A 23,726-nucleotide genomic window follows, 5' to 3' on the forward strand; every position below is an offset into this window, starting at 1 on the left:
GGCTTCAAATGTGTTGTAAAGGCGTTGTTAAAATATGTTCAAAACTGATGACTGAGGAAGCTGTGATATGAATTCCATCTTTACCGAAGAGAACCTGCTGGCCTTCACCACCGCCGCCCGCTTCGGCAGCTTCAGCAAAGCCGCCGCCGAGCTGGGCGTCACCACCTCGGCCATCAGTTACACCATCAAGCGGATGGAAACCGGGCTGGACGTGGTGCTGTTTGTGCGTAACACGCGCAGCATTGAGCTGACCGAGTCCGGGTTCTACTTTTACCGCAAAGCCACCGACCTGCTTAACGACTTCCACGCCATCAAGCGCGGGATTGATACCATTTCACAGGGCATCGAGGCGCGGGTGCGCATCTGTATCAACCAGCTGTTATATACGCCGCGCCATACCGCGCGGCTGCTGCAGGTGCTGAAAAAGCAGTTTCCTACCTGCCAGATCACCGTCACCACCGAGGTCTATAACGGCGTGTGGGATTCGATCATCAATAACCAGGCCAATATCGCCATTGGCGCGCCGGACACGCTGCTCGACGGCGGTGGGATTGACTACACCGAGATCGGCGCCATCCGCTGGGTGTTTGCCATTGCGCCGGCGCATCCGCTGGCGTTCGTTCCGGAACCGATAGCGGAGAGCCAGCTGCGCCTGTATCCCAACATCATGGTGGAAGATACCGCACACACCATTAACAAGAAGGTGGGCTGGCTGCTGCACGGTCAGGAGGCGATTCTGGTGCCGGACTTTAATACCAAATGCCAGTGTCAGATCCTGGGCGAAGGGATAGGTTTTTTACCGGAGTATATGGCGCGGGACGCGGTGGAAGACGGGCTGCTGGTGACGCGGCGTATCAATAACCCGCGTCAGGACTCGCGCATGCTGCTCGCCACGCAGCATGCCGCGACAGGCCAGGTCACGCGCTGGATCAAACAGCAGTTTGGTCCAGCGGGGGTGCTGACCGATATCTATAGCGATTTACTGTGGCGCGCTTAGCTTTTGCTCTGTACCCAAAACGCGTGAATGAGGCCGGGGAAGTAGCCCAGCAGCGTCAGAAGAATGTTGATGATAAACGCCCAGCCAAGCCCTTTGCCCAACAGCACGCCCAGCGGCGGCAGCAGGATGGTAAAAACAATACGCCAAAAACCCATATTAACACTCCGTGCAAGCTAATCCATTGAAAATAATAGAGAGAACCCTTTCTAAGCATAGCCAGTTTACCTGTCTGCGCCAGATCCCTGCTCCGCGTTTACCCTCTTTTACGCTTTTTACGCTTTTTACGCTGGCAGAATGCGCGCAAGTACTTTAGCATTACCTTAATTAAGAAAACGCTAAAGTACTATGACTGAACTCGAACAGCTTCAGGCCAGCGCAGAGCAGGCCGCAACGCTTTTAAAAGCGATGAGCAACCCGCGTCGGCTGCTGATCCTCTGCACGCTGTGCGGCGCCCCCGGCACCAGCGCGGGGGAGCTGGCCCGCGCGACGGGTCTTAGCCCTTCCGCCACGTCGCAGCATCTGGCGCGCATGCGTGAGGAAGGCCTGATCGCCAGCACCCGCGAGGCGCAGCGCATTCTCTATTTCATTAAAAACGACGCGGTGCATCAGCTTATCAGCACCCTGAAAACCCTTTATTGCCCGTAAGGAGCCGCCATGTCACTTCCCCTTCTTTCGCCGCGCGAGGCCAATGCCCGCATCGCCGATGGCGCAAAACTGATTGATATTCGTGATGCCGACGAGTACGCCCGCGAGCATATTCCCGCCGCGCAGTCCGTGCCGCTGGATACCTTACCCGGCGGACTTAAAACGCAGGCGGGTGAAACGGTGATTTTTCACTGCCAGTCTGGCGCCCGCACCTCAGGCAATGCCGATCGCCTTGCGCAGGCGGCCGCCCCCGCTCAGGCATTTGTGGTCGAAGGAGGCATTCAGGGCTGGAAGCAGGCGGGTCTGCAGACAGTCGAAGACAAAACCCAGCCGCTGCCGCTGATGCGTCAGGTGCAAATTGCTGCCGGGCTGCTCATTCTCTGCGGCGTAGTGCTGGGCTATAGCGTCTCAGACGGCTTTTTCCTGCTCAGCGGCTTCGTGGGGGCCGGGCTGCTGTTCGCCGGTGTGACCGGTTTTTGCGGCATGGCGCGACTGCTGAAGGTGATGCCCTGGAACCGGCGTACCTCATAAGCAGTAATCGGTGAAATACGCTGTACCCGGTGTCATACGTGGGCTAAGGTGAAGATCGCTAAAACGATGAGGAGGTAATATGTTTTCTGTCGGTGATTATGTACAACCGCGTAAAGGCGGCCCGAAGCTGAAAGTGCTCGAAGTGAACGGTGAAAGCGTGGTGGCGGTACAGGCCAGCAATGAACAAGGCGAGAAATATACCCTGAAAGCCGCCGAGCTAGCGCCGTATACTGAAGACGGTGATTTCGGCGTCTGCTGAAAAGAGTGCCGGGCGGTATGTTCCGCCCGGTTCACGCATTAGATCAGAAAATCATCCAGTGATTTCCCCTCTGCCAGCGCGCTGGCAATAGGCTTTGGCGTACGGCCCTGGCCGGTCCACGTTTTCTCTTCACCGTTCTGGTCAATAAAGCGGTATTTCGCTTCACGCGGCTTACGCTTTTTCGTGGATTTACCCGTCTGCGCCAGTTCAGAGCCCAGCAGATCGGTCGGTGAAATACCATCGGCTTTCATCCGCTCCAGCAGAGCATTAATTTTCTCCTGCTGCTCGGCTCTCTGCTGCTCTAATTCCGCCAGCTCACTACGTTTCTCTTCAGCAACGACCCTGACTTTTTCCAGCATTTCCTCAAGAACGTCCAGGGATAATTCGCGTGCCATGGCGCGCAGAGTTCGGATATTATTAAGATTCTGTAACGTCAAAGACATATTATTTGAAAACCTTTTGTTTAGGGTAAATAGATAAATCACCGACAGAATAATTCATTTCCGCTGAAATATCTACCCGCGGGCTGCCCTGCCAATAGCGTAAATATGTTTAACTGTCGCCGTTAATATTATCTTATAACGTCTGAGCGATACGCAGGGATTCAATCATCACTGCAATATAAAGGGTCAACCTTAATCAAAATTTCAGCATTCTGCGCTACCCACAAAAGCACTGACTCACCTTTCAACATCAAGATAGTTAAGCTAATGATTTAAAACAAAAAACCATCGCACGAGACAGATTATAACGAAGCGAACAAAAAACCATCAATTTTAGAGAATTTTGTGGACAAAACGCGATTAAATAAAAATTAATCACTAGTTGTTAGTTCAAACGTAGAGATATACGCTATACACGTCAAACAAACCAACCTAAAGCACTAACCGCTTCGGGAAAATCGTTTCTTTTGTGTTCTTCTCAAGGAGTTCAGACATGTTCTCACCGCAATCACGCCTTCGCCATGCTGTGGCGGATACTTTCGCGATGGTTGTCTACTGTTCCGTTGTGAACATGTTGATCGAAATATTCCTCTCCGGAATGTCCTTCGAGCAGTCACTTTCTTCTCGTCTGGTGGCGATTCCGGTCAATATTATTATTGCCTGGCCTTACGGTTTATACCGCGATGCCGTCATGCGCTTCGCGCGGCGTATCAGCCCCGCAGGCTGGGTGAAAAACCTGGCAGACGTTCTGGCCTATGTGACGTTCCAGTCGCCGGTTTACGTGGCCATTCTGCTGACGGTGGGCGCGGACTGGCACCAGATCGCGGCGGCGGTCAGTTCGAATATTGTGATTTCAATGCTGATGGGGGCGGTGTATGGCTATTTCCTCGACTACTGTCGCCGCCTGTTTAAGGTCAGCCAGTACAGCCAGGCTAAAGCGTGATGTGAAGCGACTGGCGCAGGCCAGTCGCAAATTTACTGTACGTCGCCAAACAGTCCCTTCAAAAACCGTTCCAGCGCCATACGCGAGCTGAAACCATGCGGAATACCATAATGCTCATGCGTCTCTCCGCCTAAATAGAGCGGAAATTGCTGATAATGATCGCAGGTTTTAATATCCGAGGCAGGCTCAGCAAATGACAGACTTCTGTCTTTCAGCGTCGGGTGAATAATGAGAGCGGTACGTCCCATTCTTGCTTCACGATTAACGTAAACATAATTCTCGCCACGGCGATATCCATACGCTTTTGGCGTCACCTCATCCATGGTGAATCCCTCTTTTTCAAGAACGCGTGCCACCTCGTCAGGTCGTAAATACATATCTTTTCCTCGTTATCTTTTCCTGCCCGGCAACCTTACAGTATTCAGCATTAGCAGGGCTTTCAGAATAGTCCATAAACTGGCGGATATCGCGTGATGCGCTTCAGATATTAAATTTCTGAACTAAACTGAACGGGAACACAAAATTACGGAGGATCGTATGTTTAACAGACCGAACCGAAACGATATTAACGACGACGCTCAGGATATTCGTAATGATGTCAGCCAATTAGCAGACACGCTGGAAGAGGTGCTGAAATCCTGGGGAAGTGACGCGAAGGACGAAGCGGATGCCGCAAAACGTAAGGCTCAGTCTTTGCTCCGTGAAACCCGCGCACGCCTAAATGGCCGCACGCGTACCACACAGGCTGCCTGCGATGCGGTCAGCTGCGCAACGACCTTCGTGCGCGAAAAACCGCTCTGCACGCTCGGCACGGTAGCGGCAGTCGGGATCTTCGTCGGCGCTCTGCTTAGCCTGCGTAAGTAAGCGCGAGCCATCAGCCCCGGTCGCCGCTGGCGCCGGGGCTTTTTAATGCCCGCAAGCCTGAAAAACCCGTATAACACCCCCTGCCCCGCTGTGCTCATCATCAGGGCATCATCAATCTAAATTTCCCATATCTTGTATGGTTGAAACTTAAGACAACTACATCTAGTATTCCCTTTAGCAAGATACATACAACCTGACGCGATGATTCGCGCCGCTCTCTCATTTTAAATGGAAATACGAATCATGAGCATTATTATTTACACTCGTAACGATTGTGTTCAGTGCCACGCGACCAAACGGGCGATGGAAAGCCGCGGCGTGGCGTTTGAGATGGTGAATATTGACCAGCAGCCCGAGGCCGCCGATACCCTTCGCGCGCAGGGTTTCCGTCAGCTTCCGGTGGTGGTGGCCGGGGAGACCAGCTGGTCTGGCTTCCGCCCGGACATGATCAACCGCATCGCCGCGCAGGCCGCACGGGCATGAGTGGGCTGGTCTTCTTCTCCAGCAGCTCGGAAAACACGCTCCGTTTTATGGAGCGCGTCGGGCTGCCTGCGGTGCGCATTCCCCTTAACGAACGGGAGCGCATCCGGGTAGAAGAACCGTACATTCTGGTGGTGCCCAGCTACGGCGGCGGCGGTACGGCGGGCGCAGTGCCTCGTCAGGTGATCCGCTTTCTGAACGATCCGCATAACCGCGGGTTAATCCGAGGCGTGATCGCGGCGGGCAATCGCAATTTCGGCGATGCCTTTGGCCGCGCCGGAGATGTCATCTCTCAAAAATGCGGCGTGCCGTATCTCTATCGCTTTGAGCTGATGGGGACGCAGCAGGACGTCGAAAACGTGCGTAAAGGAGTGAACGAATTTTGGCAACGACAACCGCAGAACGGGTAATACAGGCGACGCCGGATTACCACGCATTAAACGCGATGCTTAACCTCTATGACCGGGAGGGACGCATTCAGTTTGATAAAGACCGTGAGGCGGTGGACGCCTTTTTTGCCGCCCACGTGCGGCCCAACAGCGTGACCTTCGCGAGCCAGGATGAACGTCTCGACCACCTGGTTAACGAAGGTTACTACGACGCACGCGTCCTCACCCGCTACGAACGCGCCTTCGTCGTGAAGCTGTTTGAACGCGCCCACGCCAGCGGCTTTCGTTTCCAGACGTTCCTTGGCGCGTGGAAGTTCTACACCAGCTACACCCTGAAGACCTTCGACGGTAAGCGCTACTTAGAAAGCTTTGAAGATCGCGTGGTGATGGTCGCGTTGACCCTGGCGCAGGGCGATGAAGCGCTGGCGCAACAGCTCACCGACGAGATCCTCTCCGGCCGCTTCCAGCCCGCCACGCCGACCTTTCTCAACTGCGGCAAAGCCCAGCGCGGCGAGCTGGTCTCCTGCTTCCTGCTGCGCATTGAAGATAATATGGAGTCGATAGGCCGCGCGGTGAACTCGGCGCTGCAGCTCTCCAAACGCGGCGGCGGCGTGGCGTTTCTGCTCTCGAACCTGCGTGAAGCGGGCGCGCCGATTAAGCGCATCGAAAACCAGTCCTCCGGCGTGATCCCGGTCATGAAGATGCTGGAAGATGCCTTCTCCTACGCCAACCAGCTTGGCGCGCGTCAGGGCGCGGGCGCGGTTTATTTGCACGCGCACCACCCCGACATTCTGCGTTTCCTCGATACCAAGCGCGAAAACGCCGACGAAAAAATCCGCATCAAAACCCTGTCGCTGGGCGTGGTGATCCCGGATATCACCTTTAAGCTGGCTAAAGAGAATGCCGACATGGCGCTCTTCTCGCCGTATGACGTTGAGCGAATTTACGGCAAAGCGTTTGGCGACGTAGCCATCAGCGAGCTGTACGACGAGCTGCTGGCCGACGATCGCATCCGCAAAAAAACCATCAACGCCCGCGATTTCTTCCAGACGCTTGCCGAAATTCAGTTTGAGTCCGGCTATCCGTACATCATGTACGAGGACACGGTGAACCGCGCAAACCCAATTGCCGGGCGCATCAACATGAGCAACCTGTGCTCGGAGATTTTGCAGGTCAACAGCGCCTCCCGCTATGACGAGAATCTGGACTACGCGGAGATCGGCAAAGACATCTCCTGCAACCTCGGGTCGCTGAATATCGCCCACACCATGGATTCCCCCGACTTTGGCCGCACGATAGAAACCGCCATTCGCGGGCTGACGGCGGTGTCGGACATGAGCCACATCCGCAGCGTGCCGTCCATCGAGGCGGGCAACGCCGCGTCGCACGCCATTGGCCTTGGGCAGATGAACCTGCACGGCTACCTGGCGCGGGAAGGCATCGCCTACGGCAGCCCGGAAGGGCTGGACTTCACCAACCTCTATTTTTACACCGTCACCTGGCACGCGCTGCATACTTCGATGATGCTGGCGCGCGAGCGCAACCAGCGTTTCGCGGGCTTTGAACAGTCGCGCTATGCCAGCGGAGAGTATTTCAGCCAGTATCTGGAAGGCGACTGGCAGCCGAAAACGGCGCGAGTAAGGGAGCTGTTTGCCCGCGCCGGGATCGTCCTGCCGACGCGCGAGATGTGGCAGCGGCTGCGTGATGACGTGATGCGCTACGGCATCTACAACCAGAACCTGCAGGCGGTGCCGCCAACCGGCTCTATCTCCTACATCAACCACGCCACGTCGAGCATTCACCCGATCGTGTCGAAGATTGAAATTCGCAAAGAAGGCAAAACCGGACGCGTTTACTACCCTGCCCCGTTTATGACCAACGAGAACCTGGCTTTGTACCAGGACGCATACGAGATTGGCCCGGAAAAAATCATCGATACCTACGCCGAGGCGACGAAACACGTGGATCAGGGACTGTCGCTGACGCTGTTCTTCCCGGATACCGCCACCACGCGGGACATCAACAAAGCGCAGATCTACGCCTGGAAGAAAGGTATCAAGACGCTCTACTACATTCGCCTGCGCCAGCTTGCGCTGCAAGGCACCGAAATCGAAGGCTGCGTGTCCTGCGCGCTGTAAGGAGAAAGGATGAAACTGTCACGCGTGAGCGCCGTTAACTGGAACAAGATCCAGGACGAGAAAGATCTGGAAGTGTGGAACCGCCTGACCAGCAACTTCTGGCTGCCGGAAAAGGTCCCGCTCTCCAACGATATTCCGGCCTGGCAAACCCTGAGCCACACCGAGCAGCAGCTAACGATCCGCGTCTTTACCGGCCTGACGCTGCTAGACACCATTCAGAATACCGTTGGCGCACCGGCTCTGATGGGTGACGCGCTGACGCCGCACGAAGAGGCGGTGATGTCGAACATCAGCTTTATGGAGGCGGTGCACGCCCGCTCCTACAGCTCGATTTTCTCCACGCTGTGCCAGACCAAAGACGTGGACGCGGCCTACGCCTGGAGCGAAGCGAGCGAGTCGTTACAAAGAAAGGCGGAGCTGGTACTGGCGTATTATCGGGCCGACGAGCCGCTGAAGAAGAAGATCGCCAGCGTGTTTCTGGAATCATTCCTCTTCTATTCTGGCTTCTGGCTGCCCATGTACTGGTCGAGCCGCGGCAAGCTCACCAACACCGCCGATTTGATTCGCCTCATCATCCGGGATGAAGCGGTGCACGGGTATTACATCGGCTATAAGTATCAGAAAGGGCTGGAAAAGGTCAGCGACGCGGAGCGCGAGGAGCTCAAAGGGTTTGCGCTCGATTTGCTGATGGATCTGTACGACAACGAGCTGAGCTATACGGAGGAACTGTACGCCGGCACCGGCTGGGAGGAGGACGTGAAAGCCTTCCTCTGCTACAACGCCAACAAGGCGCTGATGAATCTCGGCTACGACGCGCTGTTCCCGCCAGAGATGGCGGAGGTTAACCCGGCGATTCTCTCCGCGCTGTCGCCCAACGCCGACGAAAACCACGATTTCTTCTCCGGATCGGGTTCGTCGTACGTGATGGGCAAAGCGGTGGAAACCGAGGATGAGGACTGGGATTTTTAATGAACGTTAACGTTCGTTAATTTAATATAAACCCAACAATTTCCTCTCCAATATTTACAAAGCAACTACACTGTCATTTCCGTGCCCTATTCGCCTGAATCACCCGATTCAGGCGAAATTCCCCGATGCCGCAGCAAAAAATTGAGAAAAATTCAAATCCCGCTCAGCCCTTTACTCATGGGAAATTCAGCCGTTTCGCCTCCCTGAAAATTTACGTCATAAGCAAACCCAGGGTTGTCTCAGATTCTCAGTATGTTAGGGTTATGCCCGTTAACAATTTACCATGGTAATCATATCGACATAAACAAATAACAGGACACTCTCTATTGCATGGCAATTAAATTAGAAGTGAAAAATCTTTATAAAGTATTTGGCGAGCATCCTCAGCGCGCATTCAAATATATTGAGAAAGGCCTTTCGAAAGAGCAAATTCTGGAAAAAACCGGGCTATCGCTTGGCGTTAAAGACGCCAGTCTGGCCATTGAAGAAGGCGAGATTTTTGTCATCATGGGATTATCCGGTTCGGGTAAATCCACTATGGTTCGCCTTCTCAATCGCCTGATTGAACCCACCCACGGACAGGTGCTGATTGACGGCGTGGATATCGCCAGAATATCAGACGCCGAGCTTCGCGAGGTGCGCAGAAAGAAGATTGCGATGGTATTCCAGTCATTCGCGCTGATGCCACATATGACGGTGCTGGATAATACCGCTTTCGGCATGGAATTAGCCGGCACACCCGCGCAGGAACGTCAGGAAAAAGCCCTTGACGCCCTGCGTCAGGTTGGGCTGGAAAATTATGCGCATGCGTACCCGGATGAACTTTCCGGCGGTATGCGTCAGCGCGTGGGATTAGCCCGCGCATTAGCCATTAATCCAGACATTTTATTAATGGACGAAGCCTTCTCTGCCCTCGATCCGTTAATTCGCACCGAGATGCAGGATGAGCTGGTAAAATTACAGGCGAAACATCAGCGGACCATTGTCTTTATTTCCCACGATTTGGATGAAGCCATGCGTATTGGCGACCGTATTGCCATTATGCAAAATGGTGAAGTGGTGCAGGTCGGCACGCCGGATGAAATTCTCAATAATCCGGCAAATGATTATGTGCGCACCTTCTTCCGCGGCGTGGATATTAGCCAGGTCTTTAGCGCCAAAGATATTGCCCGTCGAACGCCAAACGGCATTATCCGTAAAACCCCTGGCTTCGGCCCGCGCTCCGCGCTGAAGCTGCTGCAGGACGAAGACCGTGAATACGGTTATCTGGTTGAACGCGGCAATAAATTTGTCGGCGTTGTCTCCATCGATTCTCTGAAAACCGCGCTCAGCGAAAACCAGGGCATCGATGCGGCGTTAATTGACGCTCCGCTTGCCGTGGACGCCGAAACGCCGCTCAGCGAGTTGCTCTCTCACGTGGGGCAGGCGCCTTGCGCCGTACCGGTCGTGGGTGAGGAACAACAGTACGTCGGCATCATCTCCAAACGGATGCTGCTGCAGGCTTTAGATCGCGAGGGGGCAAACAATGGCTGACCAAACTAACCCGTGGGGTACCACTGAAGCGGCGGACAACGCTGCGCAATCCGCCGACGCGTGGGGTTCCACGCCAGCACCCGCCGACGGTGGCGGTGCGGCGGACTGGCTGAACAGCGCACCCGCGCCTGCGCCAGAGCACTTCAATATTATGGACCCGTTCCATAAAACGCTGATCCCGCTGGACAACTGGGTCACGGAGGGGATCGACTGGGTGGTCACGCACTTCCGCCCGGTTTTCCAGGGGATCCGCATCCCGGTGGATTACATCCTGAACGGCTTCCAGCAGCTGATGCTGGGCATGCCGGCCCCGGTGGCGATTATCCTGTTCTCCCTGATCGCCTGGCAGTTTGGCAGCGCCGGGATGGGTGTCGCCACGCTGATTTCGCTGATTGCCATCGGCGCAATTGGAGCCTGGTCGCAGGCGATGATCACCCTGGCGCTGGTGCTGACCGCCCTGCTCTTCTGCATCGTCATCGGCCTGCCGATGGGGATCTGGCTGGCGCGCAGCCCGCGGGCCGCGAAGATTATCCGCCCGCTGCTGGATGCAATGCAGACCACCCCGGCATTCGTCTATCTGGTGCCGATTGTGATGCTGTTCGGCATTGGCAACGTGCCGGGCGTGGTGGTCACCATTATCTTTGCCCTGCCGCCGATTATTCGTCTGACCATTCTCGGGATCAATCAGGTGCCTGCGGACCTGATCGAAGCGTCACGCTCGTTCGGCGCCAGCCCGCGCCAGATGCTGTTTAAGGTTCAGCTCCCGCTGGCGATGCCGACCATCATGGCGGGCGTGAACCAGACGCTGATGCTGGCCCTTTCGATGGTGGTGATTGCCTCGATGATCGCCGTTGGCGGTCTCGGTCAGATGGTGCTGCGCGGCATTGGCCGTCTCGACATGGGGCTGGCTACCGTTGGCGGCGTCGGGATTGTGATCCTCGCCATTATTCTTGACCGCCTGACCCAGGCCGTCGGTCGCGATTCACGCAGTCGCGGCAACCGTCGCTGGTATTCCACCGGCCCTGTTGGGTTACTCACCCGCCCCTTTAGAAAATAAGGAACAACGATGCGACATAACGTACTTTTTGCCACAGCGTTTGCCACCCTTGTCTCCACCAGCACGTTCGCGGCTGACCTGCCGGGCAAAGGCATTACCGTGCAGCCGGTGCAGAGCACTATTTCGGAAGAGAGCTTCCAGACCCTGCTGGTCAGCCGCGCGCTGGAAAAACTGGGCTATACGGTTAACACGCCGAGCGAAGTGGATTACAACGTGGGCTACACCTCGATTGCCTCCGGTGACGCCACCTTTACCGCCGTAAACTGGCAGCCGCTGCATGACGATATGTATGCCGCCGCCGGTGGCGATAAGAAATTCTACCGTGAAGGCACCTTTGTCACCGGCGCGGCGCAGGGGTACCTGATCGACAAGAAAACCGCCGACCAGTACCACATCACCAACATCGAACAGCTGAAGGATCCGAAGATCGCCAGACTGTTTGACACCAACGGTGACGGCAAGGCCGACATGATGGGCTGCTCGCCGGGCTGGGGCTGCGAAGCGGTGATTAACCACCAGAACAAGGCGTTCGATCTGGCGAAAACGGTCGACGTGAGCCACGGCAACTATTCAGCGATGATGGCCGACACCATTGCCCGCTTCAAAGAGGGTAAACCGGTGATCTACTACACCTGGACGCCGTACTGGGTGAGCGACGTGCTGAAGCCGGGTAAAGACGTGGTGTGGCTGCAGGTGCCGTTCTCCTCCCTGCCGGGCGAGCAGAAAGATATCGACACCAAACTGCCGAACGGCATGAACTACGGCTTCCCGGTGAACACCATGCATATCGTGGCGAACAAAGCCTGGGCGGAGAAAAACCCGGCGGCGGCGAAGCTGTTCTCGGTGATGAAGCTGCCGCTGGCAGACATCAACGCCCAGAACGCGATGATGCACGCGGGCAAATCGTCTGAGGCGGATGTTAAAGGCCACGTCGACGGCTGGATCAAGGCCCACCAGCAGCAGTTTGACGGCTGGGTGAAAGCGGCGCTGGCGGCGCAGAAGTAAAACCTTTTCCCTCACCCTAACCCTCTCCCCGGATCGTACACTGGGAGAGGGCCGGGGTGAGGGGATCAGACCGCACCCAACCTAAACCGCACAATCCAGCACGTAACAATCGCCCCACATTCACAATCATTGGCTATTATGGTTTCCGGAAAAATAATCACTTCACTAACGATTCCTGAAACTAATGACAAAAACCACTCAAGGGCTTAGCCCCGCACTCATCCTTTTAATGTCCGTGGCAACGGGTCTGGCCGTCGCCAGCAACTATTACGCGCAGCCTCTTCTCGACACCATCGCCCGCGCGTTCAATCTCTCCGCCAGTTCCGCAGGCTTTATCGTCACCGCCGCCCAGCTCGGCTATGCCGCCGGGCTGCTGTTCCTGGTGCCGCTCGGCGATATGTTTGAACGCCGGATGCTGATCGTGTCCATGACCCTGCTGGCCGCCGGCGGGATGCTGATCACCGCCAGCAGCCAGTCGCTGACGATGATGATTATCGGTACCGCGCTGACGGGGCTGTTCTCCGTGGTGGCGCAAATCCTGGTGCCGCTCGCCGCGACCCTCGCCTCACCGGAAAAACGTGGCAAGGTGGTGGGCACCATCATGAGCGGCCTGCTGCTGGGGATTTTGCTGGCGCGTACCGTCGCCGGGCTGCTGGCAAGCCTCGGCGGCTGGCGCACCGTATACTGGGTGGCGAGCGTATTGATGGTCGTCATGGCGCTGGCGCTGTGGCGCGGGCTGCCAAAAGTGAAGCAGGAAAATCACCTGAATTACCCGCAGCTGCTGGCCTCCGTTTTCAGCCTGTTCACCCAGGATAAACTTCTGCGCACCCGCGCCCTGCTGGGCTGCTTCACCTTCGCCAACTTCAGCATTCTCTGGACGTCGATGGCGTTTCTGCTGGCCGCGCCGCCGTTTAATTATTCCGAAGGGGTGATTGGCCTGTTCGGCCTGGCCGGTGCCGCAGGCGCACTGGGCGCGCGCCCCGCAGGCGGGCTGGCCGACAAGGGCAAATCCCATCTGACAACCTCCGCGGGGCTGGTGTTACTTCTGCTCTCCTGGGCGGCAATCTGGTATGGGCACGTCTCGGTGCTGGCGCTGATCGTCGGTATCCTGGTACTCGATCTCACCGTGCAGGGCGTTCACATTACCAATCAGACCGTCATCTATCGCGTGAAGCCGGAGGCGCGTAACCGCCTGACGGCCGGGTACATGACCAGCTACTTTATTGGCGGCGCGGCGGGCTCGCTCATTTCCGCCTCGGCGTGGCAGCATGCTGGCTGGTCAGGGGTATGTGCAATTGGCGCCATCGTCGCCACGATTAACCTGCTTGTATGGTGGCGCGGCTACCATCGCCAGGATGCAATTCACTAAGTTTTACATTGCTTTGGGCCTCTTAGGGTGTAAAGGGGCCCCTCACTCTGTTAATGTAAACGTAATCATTTATCCCAGAAATTTTAATGTGGGTGACATATTTACAATCGGCATGAATAGTTCAGACCCCCGTCCTCACATCCTCTCTTCAGCGGGTTCATCCCCTACGCTTTCTGTGCTCACCGGGTCACGGACTTACCCGGCGCTTTCTGATGGTGACATTAATTTGGCGGATATAACCGCACAAATAATTCATTTACATTATTTGTCACTATCGTTACTATATCGGCTGTAATTAATGAGGTTATGCCCAAATGGATAGTTCGTTTACGCCCATTGAACAAATGCTTAAATTCCGCGCCAGTCGCCATGAGGACTTCCCGTATCAGGAAATCCTGCTGACTCGCCTGTGCATGCACATGCAGGGTAAGCTACTGGAAAACCGCAATAAAATGCTGAAAGCTCAAGGGATTAACGAGACATTGTTTATGGCGTTGATCACGCTGGAGTCTCAGGAAAACCACAGCATTCAGCCTTCTGAGCTGAGCTGCGCGCTGGGCTCCTCCCGCACCAACGCCACCCGAATTGCCGATGAGCTGGAAAAGCGCGGCTGGATTGAGCGCCGTGAAAGCGATAACGATCGCCGCTGCCTGCATCTGCAACTGACCGATAAAGGTCACGAATTCCTGCGCGAGGTGCTGCCACCTCAGCACAACTGCCTGCACAAACTCTGGTCCGCTCTCAGCACCGCCGAGCGCGACCAGCTTGAGCACATCACTCGCAAGCTGCTCACCCGTCTGGACCAGATGGATGAAGAAGGCGCCGTTCTTGAGGCGCTGCGCTAACGCGACGACACGCTCAACAATCCAGATTTATAAGAAAACCGACAGGCCAGCACGTCACACTGCTGGCCTTTCTGACAACAGGTCGGCTCAGCCGATGTGAAAATAAGAAGATCGTGGAGAACAACAATGAGCGCAAATGCGGAGAGCACTACCCCGCAGCAACCGGCCAACAAGAAAGGCAAACGTAAGAGCGCCCTTCTTCTGTTGACCTTGCTCTTTATCATTATTGCCGTGGCATATGGGATCTATTGGTTTTTAGTACTGCGTCATGCTGAAGAGACTGACGACGCGTACGTGGCAGGGAACCAGGTACAAATTATGGCGCAGGTGTCGGGCAGCGTGACGAAAGTCTGGGCTGACAATACCGACTTTGTGCAAAAAGGCGATGTGCTGGTGACGCTCGATCCAACCGACGCCCAGCAGGCGTTTGAAAAAGCGCAGACCGCGCTGGCCTCCAGCGTTCGTCAGACCCGCCAGCTGATGATCAACAGCAAACAGCTGCAGGCCAATATCGACGTGCAGAAAACCGCACTCGCGCAGGCGCAGAGCGATCTGAACCGTCGCGTGCCGCTCGGCACCGCCAACCTGATTGGCCGTGAAGAGCTGCAGCACGCCCGCGACGCCGTCGCCAGCGCTCAGGCACAGCTGGACGTGGCCATTCAGCAGTACAACGCCAACCAGGCGATGGTGCTGGGCACCAGCCTGGAAAACCAGCCTGCCGTTCAGCAGGCGGCGACCGAAGTCCGCAACGCGTGGCTTGCCCTGCAGCGTACTAAAATCGTCAGCCCAATGACCGGCTATGTCTCCCGCCGTTCCGTCCAGCCAGGGGCGCAGATCAGCCCAACCACGCCGCTGATGGCGGTTGTGCCGGCGGACAACCTGTGGGTCGACGCCAACTTTAAAGAGACGCAGCTTGCGCATATGCGTATCGGCCAGACCGCAACGGTTGTCAGCGACATCTATGGCGATGACGTGAAGTACACCGGCAAAGTGGTGGGTCTGGATATGGGGACCGGCAGTGCCTTCTCCCTGCTGCCTGCGCAGAACGCCACCGGTAACTGGATCAAAGTCGTACAGCGTCTGCCCGTGCGTATCGAACTGGATGCCAAACAGCTGGCGGATCACCCGCTGCGTATCGGCCTCTCCACGCTGGTGACGGTTGACACCGCCAACCGCGACGGTCAGATCCTGGCAAGCCAGGTGCGTAGCAGCCCGGTTTATGAAAGTAACGCCCGTGAAATTAGCCTCGATCCGGTCAACAAGCTGATCGATGACATCGTGAAGGCAAACGCCGGTTAATCCGAAGGTGAGCGTTATGCAACAGCAAAAGCCGCAAAAACCGCTGGAAGGCGCGCAGCTGGTCATTATGACCATCGCGCTGTCGCTGGCGACATTCATGCAGGTGCTGGACTCCACCATCGCAAACGTGGCGATCCCGACCATCGCCGGTAACCTTGGCTCGTCGCTGAGCCAGGGGACCTGGGTCATTACCTCGTTTGGGGTGGCAAACGCCATATCCATTCCGATCACCGGCTGGCTGGCAAAGCGCGTCGGTGAGGTGAAGCTGTTCCTCTGGTCCACGGTGGCGTTTGTTCTGGCCTCGTGGGCGTGCGGCATGTCCAGCAGCCTGACGATGCTGATTTTCTTCCGCGTCATTCAGGGGATTGTCGCGGGGCCGCTGATCCCGCTCTCCCAGAGTTTGCTGCTGAGCAACTACCCTCCCGCAAAACGTTCCGTCGCGCTGGCGCTCTGGTCGATGACCGTTATCGTCGCGCCTATCTGCGGACCGATTCTGGGCGGGTACATCAGCGATAACTACCACTGGGGCTGGATCTTCTTCATCAACGTACCGATTGGCGCCGTCGTGGTATTGATGACGCTGCAGTCGCTGCGGGGACGAGAGACGCGCACCGAACAGCGCCGTATCGACAGCATCGGGCTGGCGCTGCTGATCCTGGGTATCGGCAGTCTGCAGATCATGCTCGACCGCGGTAAAGAGCTCGACTGGTTCAACTCGCAGGAGATCATCATCCTGACCATTGTCGCGGTGGTGTCGATAAGCTTCCTGATCGTCTGGGAGCTGACGGACGACAACCCGATCGTCGATCTCTCGCTCTTTAAGTCGCGAAACTTCACCATCGGCTGCCTGTGTATCAGCCTCGCCTATATGCTCTACTTCGGCGCGATTGTTCTGCTGCCGCAGCTGTTGCAGGAGGTGTATGGCTATACCGCCACCTGGGCGGGTCTGGCGTCGGCACCTGTCGGGGTGATCCCGGTCCTGCTGTCGCCGATTATTGGCCGCTTCGCCCATAAGCTCGACATGCGTCGGCTGGTGACGTTCAGCTTCATCATGTACGCGGTGTGCTTCTACTGGCGTGCGTATACCTTTGAGCCGGGAATGGACTTTGGCGCCTCGGCGTGGCCGCAGTTCATTCAGGGCTTTGCGGTTGCGTGCTTCTTTATGCCGCTGACCACCATCACGCTCTCTGGCCTGCCGCCCGAGCGTCTGGCGGCCGCGTCGAGCCTGTCGAACTTCACCCGTACGCTGGCGGGCTCCATCGGGACGTCGATCACCACCACCCTGTGGACAAACCGCGAATCAATGCACCACGCGCAGCTGACCGAAGCGGTGAACCCGTTCAACCCTAACGCACAGCAGATGTACAGTCAGCTGCAGGGAATGGGGATGACGGAGCAGCAGGCGTCCGGCTGGATCGCCCAGCAGATCACCAACCAGGGGCTGATTATCTCGGCCAACGAGATTTTCTGGATATCGGCAGGGATCTTTATCGTCCTGCTGGGGCTGGTGTGGTTTGCCAGACCGCCGTTTGGTGCCGGTGGTGGCGGTGGCGGCGCGCACTAGTTTGTGCGCGGGTTGCCGGGTGGCGGTTACGCCTTACCCGACCTACGATAACTGACACTTCCGTAGGCCCGGTAAGCGCAGCGCCACCGGGCAACCATTGCCACCGTGTCCAGAACGCGACAGCCATTGTCAGTGCCGATAAAGCAGCGCGCCTGAAATCGATTCACGATAGTGAAAAGACAACAGGAGCGCATCATGCTGAACACACCCGCCGACAAGTACCAACCCTTTCCCACCCTTTCCCTGCCCGACCGTCGCTGGCCGGAACAACGCATCACCCGCGCGCCGCGCTGGCTCTCGACCGACCTGCGCGACGGCAACCAGGCTCTGGCCGAACCGATGGACAGCACGCGCAAGCTGCAGTTCTGGGATCTGCTGTTAAGCTGCGGGTTTAAAGAGATTGAAGTTACCTTTCCTTCCGCCTCGCAGACGGATTTCAATTTCGTTCGCCAGCTGATTGAAGAGAACCGCATCCCGGATGACGTGACGATTCAGGTGCTCACTCAGGCACGGGAAGATCTCATCCATCGCACTTTTGAATCCCTGCGCGGCGCGAAGCAGGCGACCGTGCATCTGTATAACGCCACCGCCCCGCTGTTCCGCCGCCTGGTATTCGGCATGGAGAAAGCACAAATCGTTGAGCTGGCGACGCGTGCCACGCGGCTTATTCGTCAGCTGTGTGAAGAAAATCCCGACACCCGCTGGCAGTACGAATACTCTCCGGAAACCTTCTGTTTTACCGAGCCGGAATTTGCGCTGGAGATTTGTGAAGCCGTGGCGGAGATCTGGCAGCCTTGCGACGAACGCCCGATGGTGATCAACTTACCCGCCACCGTCGAAGTGAGCACGCCGAACGTCTATGCCGACCAGATCGAGTACTTCTGTCGCCACTTCAGCCGCCGCCGCGATGTCTGCATCAGCGTGCATCCGCATAACGACCGCGGTACCGGCGTCGCCTGCGCGGAGCTGGCCGTAATGGCGGGGGCTGACCGCGTGGAGGGCTGTCTGTTCGGTAACGGCGAGCGCACGGGCAACGTCTGCCTGGTGACGCTGGTAATGAACCTCTACAGCCAGGGTATCAGCCCGACTCTGGACTTTAGCGATATGAACCGGGTGGTGGAAGTGGTGGAAACCTGCAATCAGCTGCCGGTGCACCCGCGCCATCCGTGGGCAGGACGGCTGGCCTATACCGCCTTCTCCGGCTCGCACCAGGACGCAATCAAAAAAGGCTTTGATGCCCGCAGGCCTGGCGATCGCTGGGAGATGCCTTACCTGCCCGTCGATCCCCAGGATATCGGCTGCACCTACGAAGCGGTGATCCGCGTGAACAGCCAATCAGGGAAAAGCGGCAGCGCGTGGCTGATCGAACAGAATCATGGTCTGAAACTGCCCCGCGCCCTGCAGCAGGATTTCAGCCAGCACGTGCAGCAGGAAACCGACCGTCACGGAAAAGAGATGACGCAAAATGCGCTGTGGCAGCTGTTCCGCACCCGTTACGGCCTGGTAGCCACGCCGCACTATGCGCTGCAATCCTACCGCAGCGACGGCCAGCAGGACGGCCAGCTGCGGCTGACGGCAAGCGTCGTCACGCAGGGAGGAACGCGCCAGCTGGAAGGTCACGGCAACGGTCTGCTCTCCGCCGCCGCTCATGGCCTGAGCCGCTGGGTCAACGCCCCGTTCGTGATTAAGGATTATCACGAGCATACGTTAGGCGAACGCAGCGACAGCCGCTCGGTGGCCTACATCCGCTGCCTGTTCCAGGACGGCAGCAGCCGCTGGGGCGTGGGCATTGATAGCGACGTGGCGCGCGCGTCGCTTCAGGCGCTCTTTAACGCCGTCAGTCGTTCTTAAAGTAATCGCTGGGGGAGACGCCCATCACCCGACGGAACATGGCCGTAAAGGCGCTGTGGCTCCCGTATCCCAGATCCAACGCCACGCGTAATACCGGCTGGCCCTGCGCCAGCCGCACTAAGGCTTCCAGCAGACGCGCCCTTCTCAACCACTCGCTGTAGCTTAAACCCGTTTGCTGCTGAAAATGGCGGTTCAGGGTGCGCTCGCTCATGTTCATCAGGCTCGCAGCCTGCGCGCTGCTCCAGCTTTCCCCCGGGTTTTGCCGGATTTGCAGGCACAGGCGACGTAACGCCTCGCTTTCCGGCTCCGGCAGGTGAAACGGCAGCACCGGCATAGTGCGGATTTCATCGAGAATCAGTTCATAGACGCGTTCATCCCGGCTTCCGGGTGAGTACGATTCAGGCAACGCAAGGGAGACGAGGATCAGCTCGCGCAGCAGCGGCGCGATCTGGACGATCTGGCAGGTGGCGGGAAGATCGGCCCGCGCCAGCGGATCGATAAACAGCGTTCGCGCCGCCACGTTGCCGGTAATGCGCAGGGAATGCTGCGTGCCCGCAGGCAGCCAGACGCCGCGACCGGGAGGCACAACCCAACAGCCCGATGCGGTATCCACCCGTACCACGCCGCTCAGGGTATGCAGCAGCTGCGCGCAGTCGTGCTTGTGCCAGGGTTCGCTGTCACCATGAACGTAATCATGGGCAAACGGAACGAGAGGACGGTGGGTAAAAGAGAAGGTTAAGGTTGTGGTCAAAGGAGGCACCAGCACAATGTAGGCCCGGTCAGCGAAGCGCCACCGGGCATCCACAGGCACAATACTAGATGTGCAGTTCCTGCAGTTTTTCTTTCGGCAGGGCCAGTTCTTCGTTGCTGTTCACGCGAACGTCGCGTTCGATGATGTGGCGCGCGATCTCCTGCGCTTCTTCCAGAGAGTGCATCTGGTAGGTGCCGCACTGGTAAACGTTCAGCTCAGGGATCTGGTTCTGCTCTTTCACCTTCAGCACGTCTTCCATGGCCGCTTTCCAGGCATCTGCCACACGTTTCTCTTCAGGCTGACCAATCAGGCTCATGTAGAAACCGGTACGGCAGCCCATCGGAGAGATATCGATGATCTCAACGCCGTTGCCGTTCAGGTGGTCACGCATGAAGCCAGCGAACAGGTGTTCCAGCGTATGAATGCCTTTCTCCGGCATCACTTCTTTGTTTGGCACGCAGAAACGCAGATCGAAGACGGTGATCGTGTCGCCGTGCGGGGTGTGCATGGTCTTCGCCACGCGGACTGCAGGTGCTTCCATACGGGTATGGTCGACAGTAAAGCTATCTAATAACGGCATACGTCACCTCCGATAGTGATTTTTTTTAAAATAAACTGAACTCTTCTACAGAATGCGCGTCTGAGTATATGAAAGACGCGCATTTGTTATCATCATCCCTGAATTCAGAGATGTATATTTTGGCCACAGCGATGTGGCCTTTTTCTTTTCTGCTTAAGCCTGCTTCGCCAGAAACGCCTCAAACGACTCGGTATCCGCCGCTTCAACCTCTTTCTGACGCACAACGGACGCTTCGCGTTCCGCGACAAAATCTGATTCGCTCAGGATTTCTAACGGCTCCTGGATCAGCATTTCACGGTACTCCGCCGAGAGTGAGCGCCCCGTACCACCAATGCCCTGATCAATCATAGAACGCAGAATGCGCGCTGAGAACGTCAGTTCCGGGTTATCAAAGCACGCCACCAGCTGGTCGCAAATCTGTTGATACGCGTCGCCGCCGTCGATGCTGTCCATCGTCCGGGCAACACGCTTCAGGTCACGGAACAGATCTTTGCCGACTTTCGTCAGCGGGAACTGTGCCGTTTCGCAGCCGATACCCAGCGTCAGGCCAGGTTTACGCCCTTCCAGAATCACGCGGTTCCAGTTTGTACGGGTGCAGAGCAGTTCGTCTGAACTCATTTCCGGCGCATCCGCCAGCACGCACCAGACCATAAACAGATCCAGGAAGCGAATCTGCTGTTCATCAACGCCAATCGGTGAGAACGGGTTGATATCCAGCGAGCGCACTTCAATGTATTCGATCCCGCCGCGCTGCAGCGCATCCGACGGGGTTTCGCCGCTGCGGGTTACGCGCTTAGGACGAATTGGCGCATACAGCTCGTTTTCAATCTGCAGGACATTGCTGTTGATCTGCAGACGCTTACCGTCTTTTTCGAGGCCGATTTTTTCGTACTCTTCCGACGGGGTTTTGATCGCCCGCTTCAATCCTGCCACATATTCGTGCAATTCGTTAAACGTAATACCGAGATTGCTTTGCGATTTATTGGTATAGCCGAGATCGCTCAGACGCAGAGAGGTGGCGTACGGAAGATAGTACATTCCGCAGTCGGTCTTCTCGAACGGCAGCGTCGTCGGTTTCCCCTGCAGGAACGAAGAACAGATCGCCGGGGAGGCACCAAACAGATACGGGATCACCCAGCCGAAACGGTAGTAGTTGCGTATCAGGCGGAAGTAGCCTTCAGAGATCGCGTCTTTATCCGTTTCACCGCATTTCGCCTGCCAGAACGCCATTGGCAGCGAGAAGTTGTAGTGCACGCCAGAGATGGTCTGCATCAACGCGCCGTAGCGGTTCTTCAGCCCCTCACGGTAGAGCGTTTTCAGCCTGCCGATATTTGACGTGCCGTACTGTGCCAGCTCAATCTCCTGCCCCTGCTCGATATAGCACGGCATGCTGAGGGGCCACATACGCTCATCGCCGAGATTGCGCGCGGTGTAGCGATGGATATCGCGCATAATCGTCAGCATATGATCAATATCACCCTCTACTGGGGTGATGAACTCCAGCAGCGCTTCAGCGAAATCGGTTGTGATCCATTTATGTGTCAGCGCCGAGCCTAACGCCTTCGGGTGACCCGTCGTCGCTAAACTGCCGTCCGCGTTAACGCGCAGCGTTTCACGCTCAAGACCACGCTGAATACCCTTCAATGCCTGAGGGTGGTTTTCCAGCCAGGCCAGCGCCTGAGATACGTCCGGGATCAAATTGACCTCCCGCCTGTCAAAGTAATGTTACTCAGCATAATTGTAATGGTTGACGATTGAAGGTCGCGTATTCATTCCACCAATTAGTGCCACCACGTCATACCCTGTAGTGTTGCCCACGCCACGAGAACATAGCGCAACGCCTTGCCAAGGCACAAAAAAAAGAGCACCGGTCCCCAGGAGATGCGCATCCATCCCGCCAGCAGACACAGTAAATCGCCTATTACAGGCATCCAGCTTAATAACAGCGTGGCAGCGCCATAGCGTTTTAGCCAGCCGACTGCCTTTTCCTGCCAGCGCGATTTTTCGCGCAGCGGAAAGAAACGCCCAAGAATAACGTTAGTCAGCCCTCCAAGGCTATTACCCATTGTTGCTATTACTACAAGCAGCCAAGGCTGACTCACGCCGGACAACAGCATCGCCACCAGCACCACTTCCGAATTGCCCGGTAACAGCGTGGCGCTGAGAAAACTGCTGGCGAATAATGAGGCAAGTGACAGCGCGTCACTCACAGTAAGCGTACATCCACCGCATCCATTCCGGCATCACGCGCGGCCTGGATCCCAAAATCGGCATCTTCAAACACGACGCACTTTGCCGCCGGGACGCCCATTAATTCTGCGCAAAGCAGGAAGGTGTCCGGTGCGGGCTTGTGACGTTTAACATGATCGGCGGCGACCACGGCAGAAAAATAGTGGCGCAGGCCAAGATGATTGAGCAAGGCTTCTGCAATCGCGCTTTCGCTGCCCGTCCCCACCGACATCGGGCGACGCCCGTGCCACTCTTTTACCACATCAATCAGCGGCAGAGGACGTACGGTATCTAAAAGCATGGCTTTTACCGCATCGGTTTTTTCGCGCGCGAGCAGGTGCGGGTCGAGATCGGCCTGATTCAGTTCAATCACGGCCTGCGCAATACGCCATGTGGGGGAGCCGTTGAGGGCGATCATCGCCTGAAGGTCGAAACGCATACCGTAGCGGCCCAGGACGTCGGTCCAGGCTTGACGATGCGTGGGTTCGGTATCCAGAAGGGTACCATCCATATCGAAGATCAAACCGTCATACTGTGCGTACATCGTGCTCTCGCTAACCGATTAACAAAGCATTACTTTATCGTAAATGGTGGTTTTTGTCGCTGACAGAGAGAGTGATTGCTGACGGAACGTCGAAGGAATAAACAAAGAAGGAGAAGATGGTGCATCCGGGAGGATTCGAACCTCCGACCGCTCGGTTCGTAGCCGAGTACTCTATCCAGCTGAGCTACGGATGCATCGGGAAATGCTTTTAGAAACAGTAATGGTGCATCCGGGAGGATTCGAACCTCCGACCGCTCGGTTCGTAGCCGAGTACTCTATCCAGCTGAGCTACGGATGCATCAGGGTACTGCTTTCAGAAATAGTAAATGGTGCATCCGGGAGGATTCGAACCTCCGACCGCTCGGTTCGTAGCCGAGTACTCTATCCAGCTGAGCTACGGATGCATCGGGATTTACTACTGTACTGCTCGATGTTCATATC

General features: G+C 56.7%; 26 protein-coding genes and 3 tRNA genes. 18 read left to right on the top strand and 11 right to left on the bottom strand.

Going from position 1 to position 23,726, the window contains the following annotated elements:
• Positions 1–67: 67 nt before the first annotated feature.
• Positions 68–997: a LysR substrate-binding domain-containing protein gene (locus FHC48_RS05750; protein WP_008502561.1), complete on the top strand. Its 930-nt coding sequence runs from the start codon at positions 68–70 to the stop codon at positions 995–997.
• Here the strand turns inward: FHC48_RS05750 and FHC48_RS05755 are convergent.
• Positions 994–1,152 (bottom strand): YqaE/Pmp3 family membrane protein, encoded by a 159-nt coding sequence (locus FHC48_RS05755; protein ID WP_008502562.1) that lies wholly within the window; start codon positions 1,150–1,152, stop codon positions 994–996. The genes FHC48_RS05750 and FHC48_RS05755 overlap by 4 nt on opposite strands.
• 190 nt (positions 1,153–1,342) lie before the next feature.
• Between FHC48_RS05755 and FHC48_RS05760 the strand changes: the two genes are divergently transcribed.
• The 3 genes from FHC48_RS05760 (at position 1,343) to FHC48_RS05770 (ending at position 2,432) form a co-directional block, all read left to right on the top strand.
• The gene (locus tag FHC48_RS05760; RefSeq protein ID WP_008502563.1) at positions 1,343–1,642 is read left to right on the top strand and encodes a helix-turn-helix transcriptional regulator; all 300 of its coding nucleotides are present in this window, start codon (positions 1,343–1,345) and stop codon (positions 1,640–1,642) included.
• Positions 1,643–1,651: 9 nt separating this feature from the next.
• On the top strand, positions 1,652–2,173 hold the full coding sequence (locus FHC48_RS05765; protein WP_021241967.1) for a rhodanese family protein: 522 nt from the start codon (positions 1,652–1,654) through the stop codon (positions 2,171–2,173).
• Between the two features lie 79 nt (positions 2,174–2,252).
• A complete protein-coding gene (locus tag FHC48_RS05770; protein WP_008502565.1) occupies positions 2,253–2,432 on the top strand; it encodes a hypothetical protein in 180 nt (59 codons plus the stop codon).
• A 38-nt stretch (positions 2,433–2,470) separates the two neighbouring features.
• On the opposite strand, the gene stpA is transcribed toward FHC48_RS05770, so the two are convergent.
• A complete protein-coding gene (stpA, locus tag FHC48_RS05775) occupies positions 2,471–2,875 on the bottom strand; it encodes a DNA-binding protein StpA (protein WP_008502566.1) in 405 nt (134 codons plus the stop codon).
• Positions 2,876–3,368: 493 nt separating this feature from the next.
• Between stpA and alaE the strand changes: the two genes are divergently transcribed.
• Positions 3,369–3,818 carry an L-alanine exporter AlaE gene (alaE, locus tag FHC48_RS05780; protein WP_008502567.1) on the top strand — a complete coding sequence of 150 codons (450 nt, stop codon included), beginning with the start codon at positions 3,369–3,371 and terminating at the stop codon, positions 3,816–3,818.
• 32 nt (positions 3,819–3,850) lie between these two features.
• Here the strand turns inward: alaE and FHC48_RS05785 are convergent, their stop codons facing one another.
• Positions 3,851–4,195 carry a DUF2002 family protein gene (locus FHC48_RS05785; protein ID WP_008502568.1) on the bottom strand — a complete coding sequence of 115 codons (345 nt, stop codon included), beginning with the start codon at positions 4,193–4,195 and terminating at the stop codon, positions 3,851–3,853.
• 160 nt (positions 4,196–4,355) lie between these two features.
• Here FHC48_RS05785 and FHC48_RS05790 point away from each other — a divergent pair, with 160 nt between their 5' ends.
• The 13 genes from FHC48_RS05790 to leuA all read left to right on the top strand — a co-directional run bounded on the left by FHC48_RS05790 (position 4,356) and on the right by leuA (position 19,181).
• A complete protein-coding gene (locus tag FHC48_RS05790) occupies positions 4,356–4,682 on the top strand; it encodes a DUF883 domain-containing protein (RefSeq protein ID WP_008502569.1) in 327 nt (108 codons plus the stop codon).
• Between the two features lie 243 nt (positions 4,683–4,925).
• Positions 4,926–5,165, top strand: a complete 240-nt coding sequence (gene nrdH / locus FHC48_RS05795) for a glutaredoxin-like protein NrdH (RefSeq protein WP_008502570.1) — start codon at positions 4,926–4,928, stop codon at positions 5,163–5,165.
• Entirely contained in the window at positions 5,162–5,572 is a 411-nt protein-coding gene (gene nrdI / locus FHC48_RS05800; protein WP_023617657.1) for a class Ib ribonucleoside-diphosphate reductase assembly flavoprotein NrdI, read from the top strand. The genes nrdH and nrdI overlap by 4 nt, the downstream gene beginning before the upstream one ends.
• Positions 5,545–7,689: a class 1b ribonucleoside-diphosphate reductase subunit alpha gene (gene nrdE / locus FHC48_RS05805; protein ID WP_119312217.1), complete on the top strand. Its 2,145-nt coding sequence runs from the start codon at positions 5,545–5,547 to the stop codon at positions 7,687–7,689. Before nrdI ends, nrdE begins: the two co-directional genes overlap by 28 nt.
• 9 nt (positions 7,690–7,698) lie before the next feature.
• On the top strand, positions 7,699–8,658 hold the full coding sequence (gene nrdF / locus FHC48_RS05810) for a class 1b ribonucleoside-diphosphate reductase subunit beta (RefSeq protein WP_039025232.1): 960 nt from the start codon (positions 7,699–7,701) through the stop codon (positions 8,656–8,658).
• A gap of 330 nt (positions 8,659–8,988) precedes the next feature.
• Positions 8,989–10,191, top strand: coding sequence for a glycine betaine/L-proline ABC transporter ATP-binding protein ProV (gene proV / locus FHC48_RS05815; RefSeq protein WP_220420514.1), 1,203 nt, complete (start codon positions 8,989–8,991; stop codon positions 10,189–10,191).
• Complete coding sequence (proW, locus tag FHC48_RS05820) at positions 10,184–11,248, top strand: glycine betaine/L-proline ABC transporter permease ProW (RefSeq protein WP_059363618.1); 1,065 nt, start codon at positions 10,184–10,186, stop codon at positions 11,246–11,248. The genes proV and proW overlap by 8 nt, the downstream gene beginning before the upstream one ends.
• 9 nt (positions 11,249–11,257) lie before the next feature.
• On the top strand, positions 11,258–12,253 hold the full coding sequence (proX, locus tag FHC48_RS05825) for a glycine betaine/L-proline ABC transporter substrate-binding protein ProX (RefSeq protein WP_021241961.1): 996 nt from the start codon (positions 11,258–11,260) through the stop codon (positions 12,251–12,253).
• Positions 12,254–12,437: 184 nt separating this feature from the next.
• Entirely contained in the window at positions 12,438–13,622 is a 1,185-nt protein-coding gene (locus tag FHC48_RS05830) for an MFS transporter (protein WP_023325947.1), read from the top strand.
• 314 nt (positions 13,623–13,936) lie between these two features.
• Positions 13,937–14,467 carry a transcriptional repressor MprA gene (gene mprA, locus FHC48_RS05835; RefSeq protein WP_008502578.1) on the top strand — a complete coding sequence of 177 codons (531 nt, stop codon included), beginning with the start codon at positions 13,937–13,939 and terminating at the stop codon, positions 14,465–14,467.
• Positions 14,468–14,593: 126 nt separating this feature from the next.
• Positions 14,594–15,766, top strand: a complete 1,173-nt coding sequence (gene emrA / locus FHC48_RS05840; RefSeq protein ID WP_021241959.1) for a multidrug efflux MFS transporter periplasmic adaptor subunit EmrA — start codon at positions 14,594–14,596, stop codon at positions 15,764–15,766.
• 16 nt (positions 15,767–15,782) lie between these two features.
• Positions 15,783–17,330, top strand: coding sequence for a multidrug efflux MFS transporter permease subunit EmrB (gene emrB / locus FHC48_RS05845; RefSeq protein WP_008502580.1), 1,548 nt, complete (start codon positions 15,783–15,785; stop codon positions 17,328–17,330).
• 195 nt (positions 17,331–17,525) lie between these two features.
• Complete coding sequence (gene leuA, locus FHC48_RS05850) at positions 17,526–19,181, top strand: 2-isopropylmalate synthase (RefSeq protein WP_220418779.1); 1,656 nt, start codon at positions 17,526–17,528, stop codon at positions 19,179–19,181.
• Here leuA and FHC48_RS05855 read toward each other — a convergent pair.
• The 8 genes from FHC48_RS05855 to FHC48_RS05890 form a co-directional block, all read right to left on the bottom strand.
• Positions 19,168–19,932, bottom strand: a complete 765-nt coding sequence (locus FHC48_RS05855) for a helix-turn-helix domain-containing protein (protein ID WP_059363634.1) — start codon at positions 19,930–19,932, stop codon at positions 19,168–19,170. The two genes, leuA and FHC48_RS05855, sit on opposite strands and share 14 nt — an antisense overlap.
• A gap of 64 nt (positions 19,933–19,996) precedes the next feature.
• Positions 19,997–20,512, bottom strand: coding sequence for an S-ribosylhomocysteine lyase (luxS, locus tag FHC48_RS05860; RefSeq protein ID WP_008499539.1), 516 nt, complete (start codon positions 20,510–20,512; stop codon positions 19,997–19,999).
• A gap of 153 nt (positions 20,513–20,665) precedes the next feature.
• Positions 20,666–22,210 (bottom strand): glutamate--cysteine ligase, encoded by a 1,545-nt coding sequence (gene gshA, locus FHC48_RS05865; protein WP_039265552.1) that lies wholly within the window; start codon positions 22,208–22,210, stop codon positions 20,666–20,668.
• Positions 22,211–22,293: 83 nt separating this feature from the next.
• Complete coding sequence (locus FHC48_RS05870; RefSeq protein WP_021241956.1) at positions 22,294–22,722, bottom strand: YqaA family protein; 429 nt, start codon at positions 22,720–22,722, stop codon at positions 22,294–22,296.
• A complete protein-coding gene (gene yqaB, locus FHC48_RS05875; RefSeq protein WP_008499542.1) occupies positions 22,719–23,285 on the bottom strand; it encodes a fructose-1-phosphate/6-phosphogluconate phosphatase in 567 nt (188 codons plus the stop codon). The genes FHC48_RS05870 and yqaB overlap by 4 nt, the downstream gene beginning before the upstream one ends.
• Before the next feature lie 117 nt (positions 23,286–23,402).
• Positions 23,403–23,479, bottom strand: a tRNA-Arg gene (locus FHC48_RS05880).
• A 27-nt stretch (positions 23,480–23,506) separates the two neighbouring features.
• Positions 23,507–23,583: transfer RNA gene (locus FHC48_RS05885), tRNA-Arg, on the bottom strand.
• Between the two features lie 29 nt (positions 23,584–23,612).
• Positions 23,613–23,689, bottom strand: a tRNA-Arg gene (locus FHC48_RS05890).
• Between the last annotated feature and the right edge of the window lie 37 nt (positions 23,690–23,726).

This window comes from Enterobacter sp. EC_50, from assembly GCF_019584525.1.
Lineage (GTDB): Bacteria > Pseudomonadota > Gammaproteobacteria > Enterobacterales > Enterobacteriaceae > Enterobacter > Enterobacter roggenkampii.

Bases quoted from the DNA above. Each gene is read 5' to 3' on its own strand.
- FHC48_RS05750 (WP_008502561.1), top strand. From the start codon at position 68: ATGAATTCCATCTTTACCGAAGAGAACCTGCTGGCCTTCACCACCGCC.
- FHC48_RS05755 (WP_008502562.1), bottom strand. From the start codon at position 1,152: ATGGGTTTTTGGCGTATTGTTTTTACCATCCTGCTGCCGCCGCTGGGC.
- FHC48_RS05760 (WP_008502563.1), top strand. From the start codon at position 1,343: ATGACTGAACTCGAACAGCTTCAGGCCAGCGCAGAGCAGGCCGCAACG.
- FHC48_RS05765 (WP_021241967.1), top strand. From the start codon at position 1,652: ATGTCACTTCCCCTTCTTTCGCCGCGCGAGGCCAATGCCCGCATCGCC.
- FHC48_RS05770 (WP_008502565.1), top strand. From the start codon at position 2,253: ATGTTTTCTGTCGGTGATTATGTACAACCGCGTAAAGGCGGCCCGAAG.
- stpA (WP_008502566.1), bottom strand. From the start codon at position 2,875: ATGTCTTTGACGTTACAGAATCTTAATAATATCCGAACTCTGCGCGCC.
- alaE (WP_008502567.1), top strand. From the start codon at position 3,369: ATGTTCTCACCGCAATCACGCCTTCGCCATGCTGTGGCGGATACTTTC.
- FHC48_RS05785 (WP_008502568.1), bottom strand. From the start codon at position 4,195: ATGTATTTACGACCTGACGAGGTGGCACGCGTTCTTGAAAAAGAGGGA.
- FHC48_RS05790 (WP_008502569.1), top strand. From the start codon at position 4,356: ATGTTTAACAGACCGAACCGAAACGATATTAACGACGACGCTCAGGAT.
- nrdH (WP_008502570.1), top strand. From the start codon at position 4,926: ATGAGCATTATTATTTACACTCGTAACGATTGTGTTCAGTGCCACGCG.
- nrdI (WP_023617657.1), top strand. From the start codon at position 5,162: ATGAGTGGGCTGGTCTTCTTCTCCAGCAGCTCGGAAAACACGCTCCGT.
- nrdF (WP_039025232.1), top strand. From the start codon at position 7,699: ATGAAACTGTCACGCGTGAGCGCCGTTAACTGGAACAAGATCCAGGAC.
- proV (WP_220420514.1), top strand. From the start codon at position 8,989: ATGGCAATTAAATTAGAAGTGAAAAATCTTTATAAAGTATTTGGCGAG.
- proW (WP_059363618.1), top strand. From the start codon at position 10,184: ATGGCTGACCAAACTAACCCGTGGGGTACCACTGAAGCGGCGGACAAC.
- proX (WP_021241961.1), top strand. From the start codon at position 11,258: ATGCGACATAACGTACTTTTTGCCACAGCGTTTGCCACCCTTGTCTCC.
- FHC48_RS05830 (WP_023325947.1), top strand. From the start codon at position 12,438: ATGACAAAAACCACTCAAGGGCTTAGCCCCGCACTCATCCTTTTAATG.
- mprA (WP_008502578.1), top strand. From the start codon at position 13,937: ATGGATAGTTCGTTTACGCCCATTGAACAAATGCTTAAATTCCGCGCC.
- emrA (WP_021241959.1), top strand. From the start codon at position 14,594: ATGAGCGCAAATGCGGAGAGCACTACCCCGCAGCAACCGGCCAACAAG.
- emrB (WP_008502580.1), top strand. From the start codon at position 15,783: ATGCAACAGCAAAAGCCGCAAAAACCGCTGGAAGGCGCGCAGCTGGTC.
- leuA (WP_220418779.1), top strand. From the start codon at position 17,526: ATGCTGAACACACCCGCCGACAAGTACCAACCCTTTCCCACCCTTTCC.
- luxS (WP_008499539.1), bottom strand. From the start codon at position 20,512: ATGCCGTTATTAGATAGCTTTACTGTCGACCATACCCGTATGGAAGCA.
- yqaB (WP_008499542.1), bottom strand. From the start codon at position 23,285: ATGTACGCACAGTATGACGGTTTGATCTTCGATATGGATGGTACCCTT.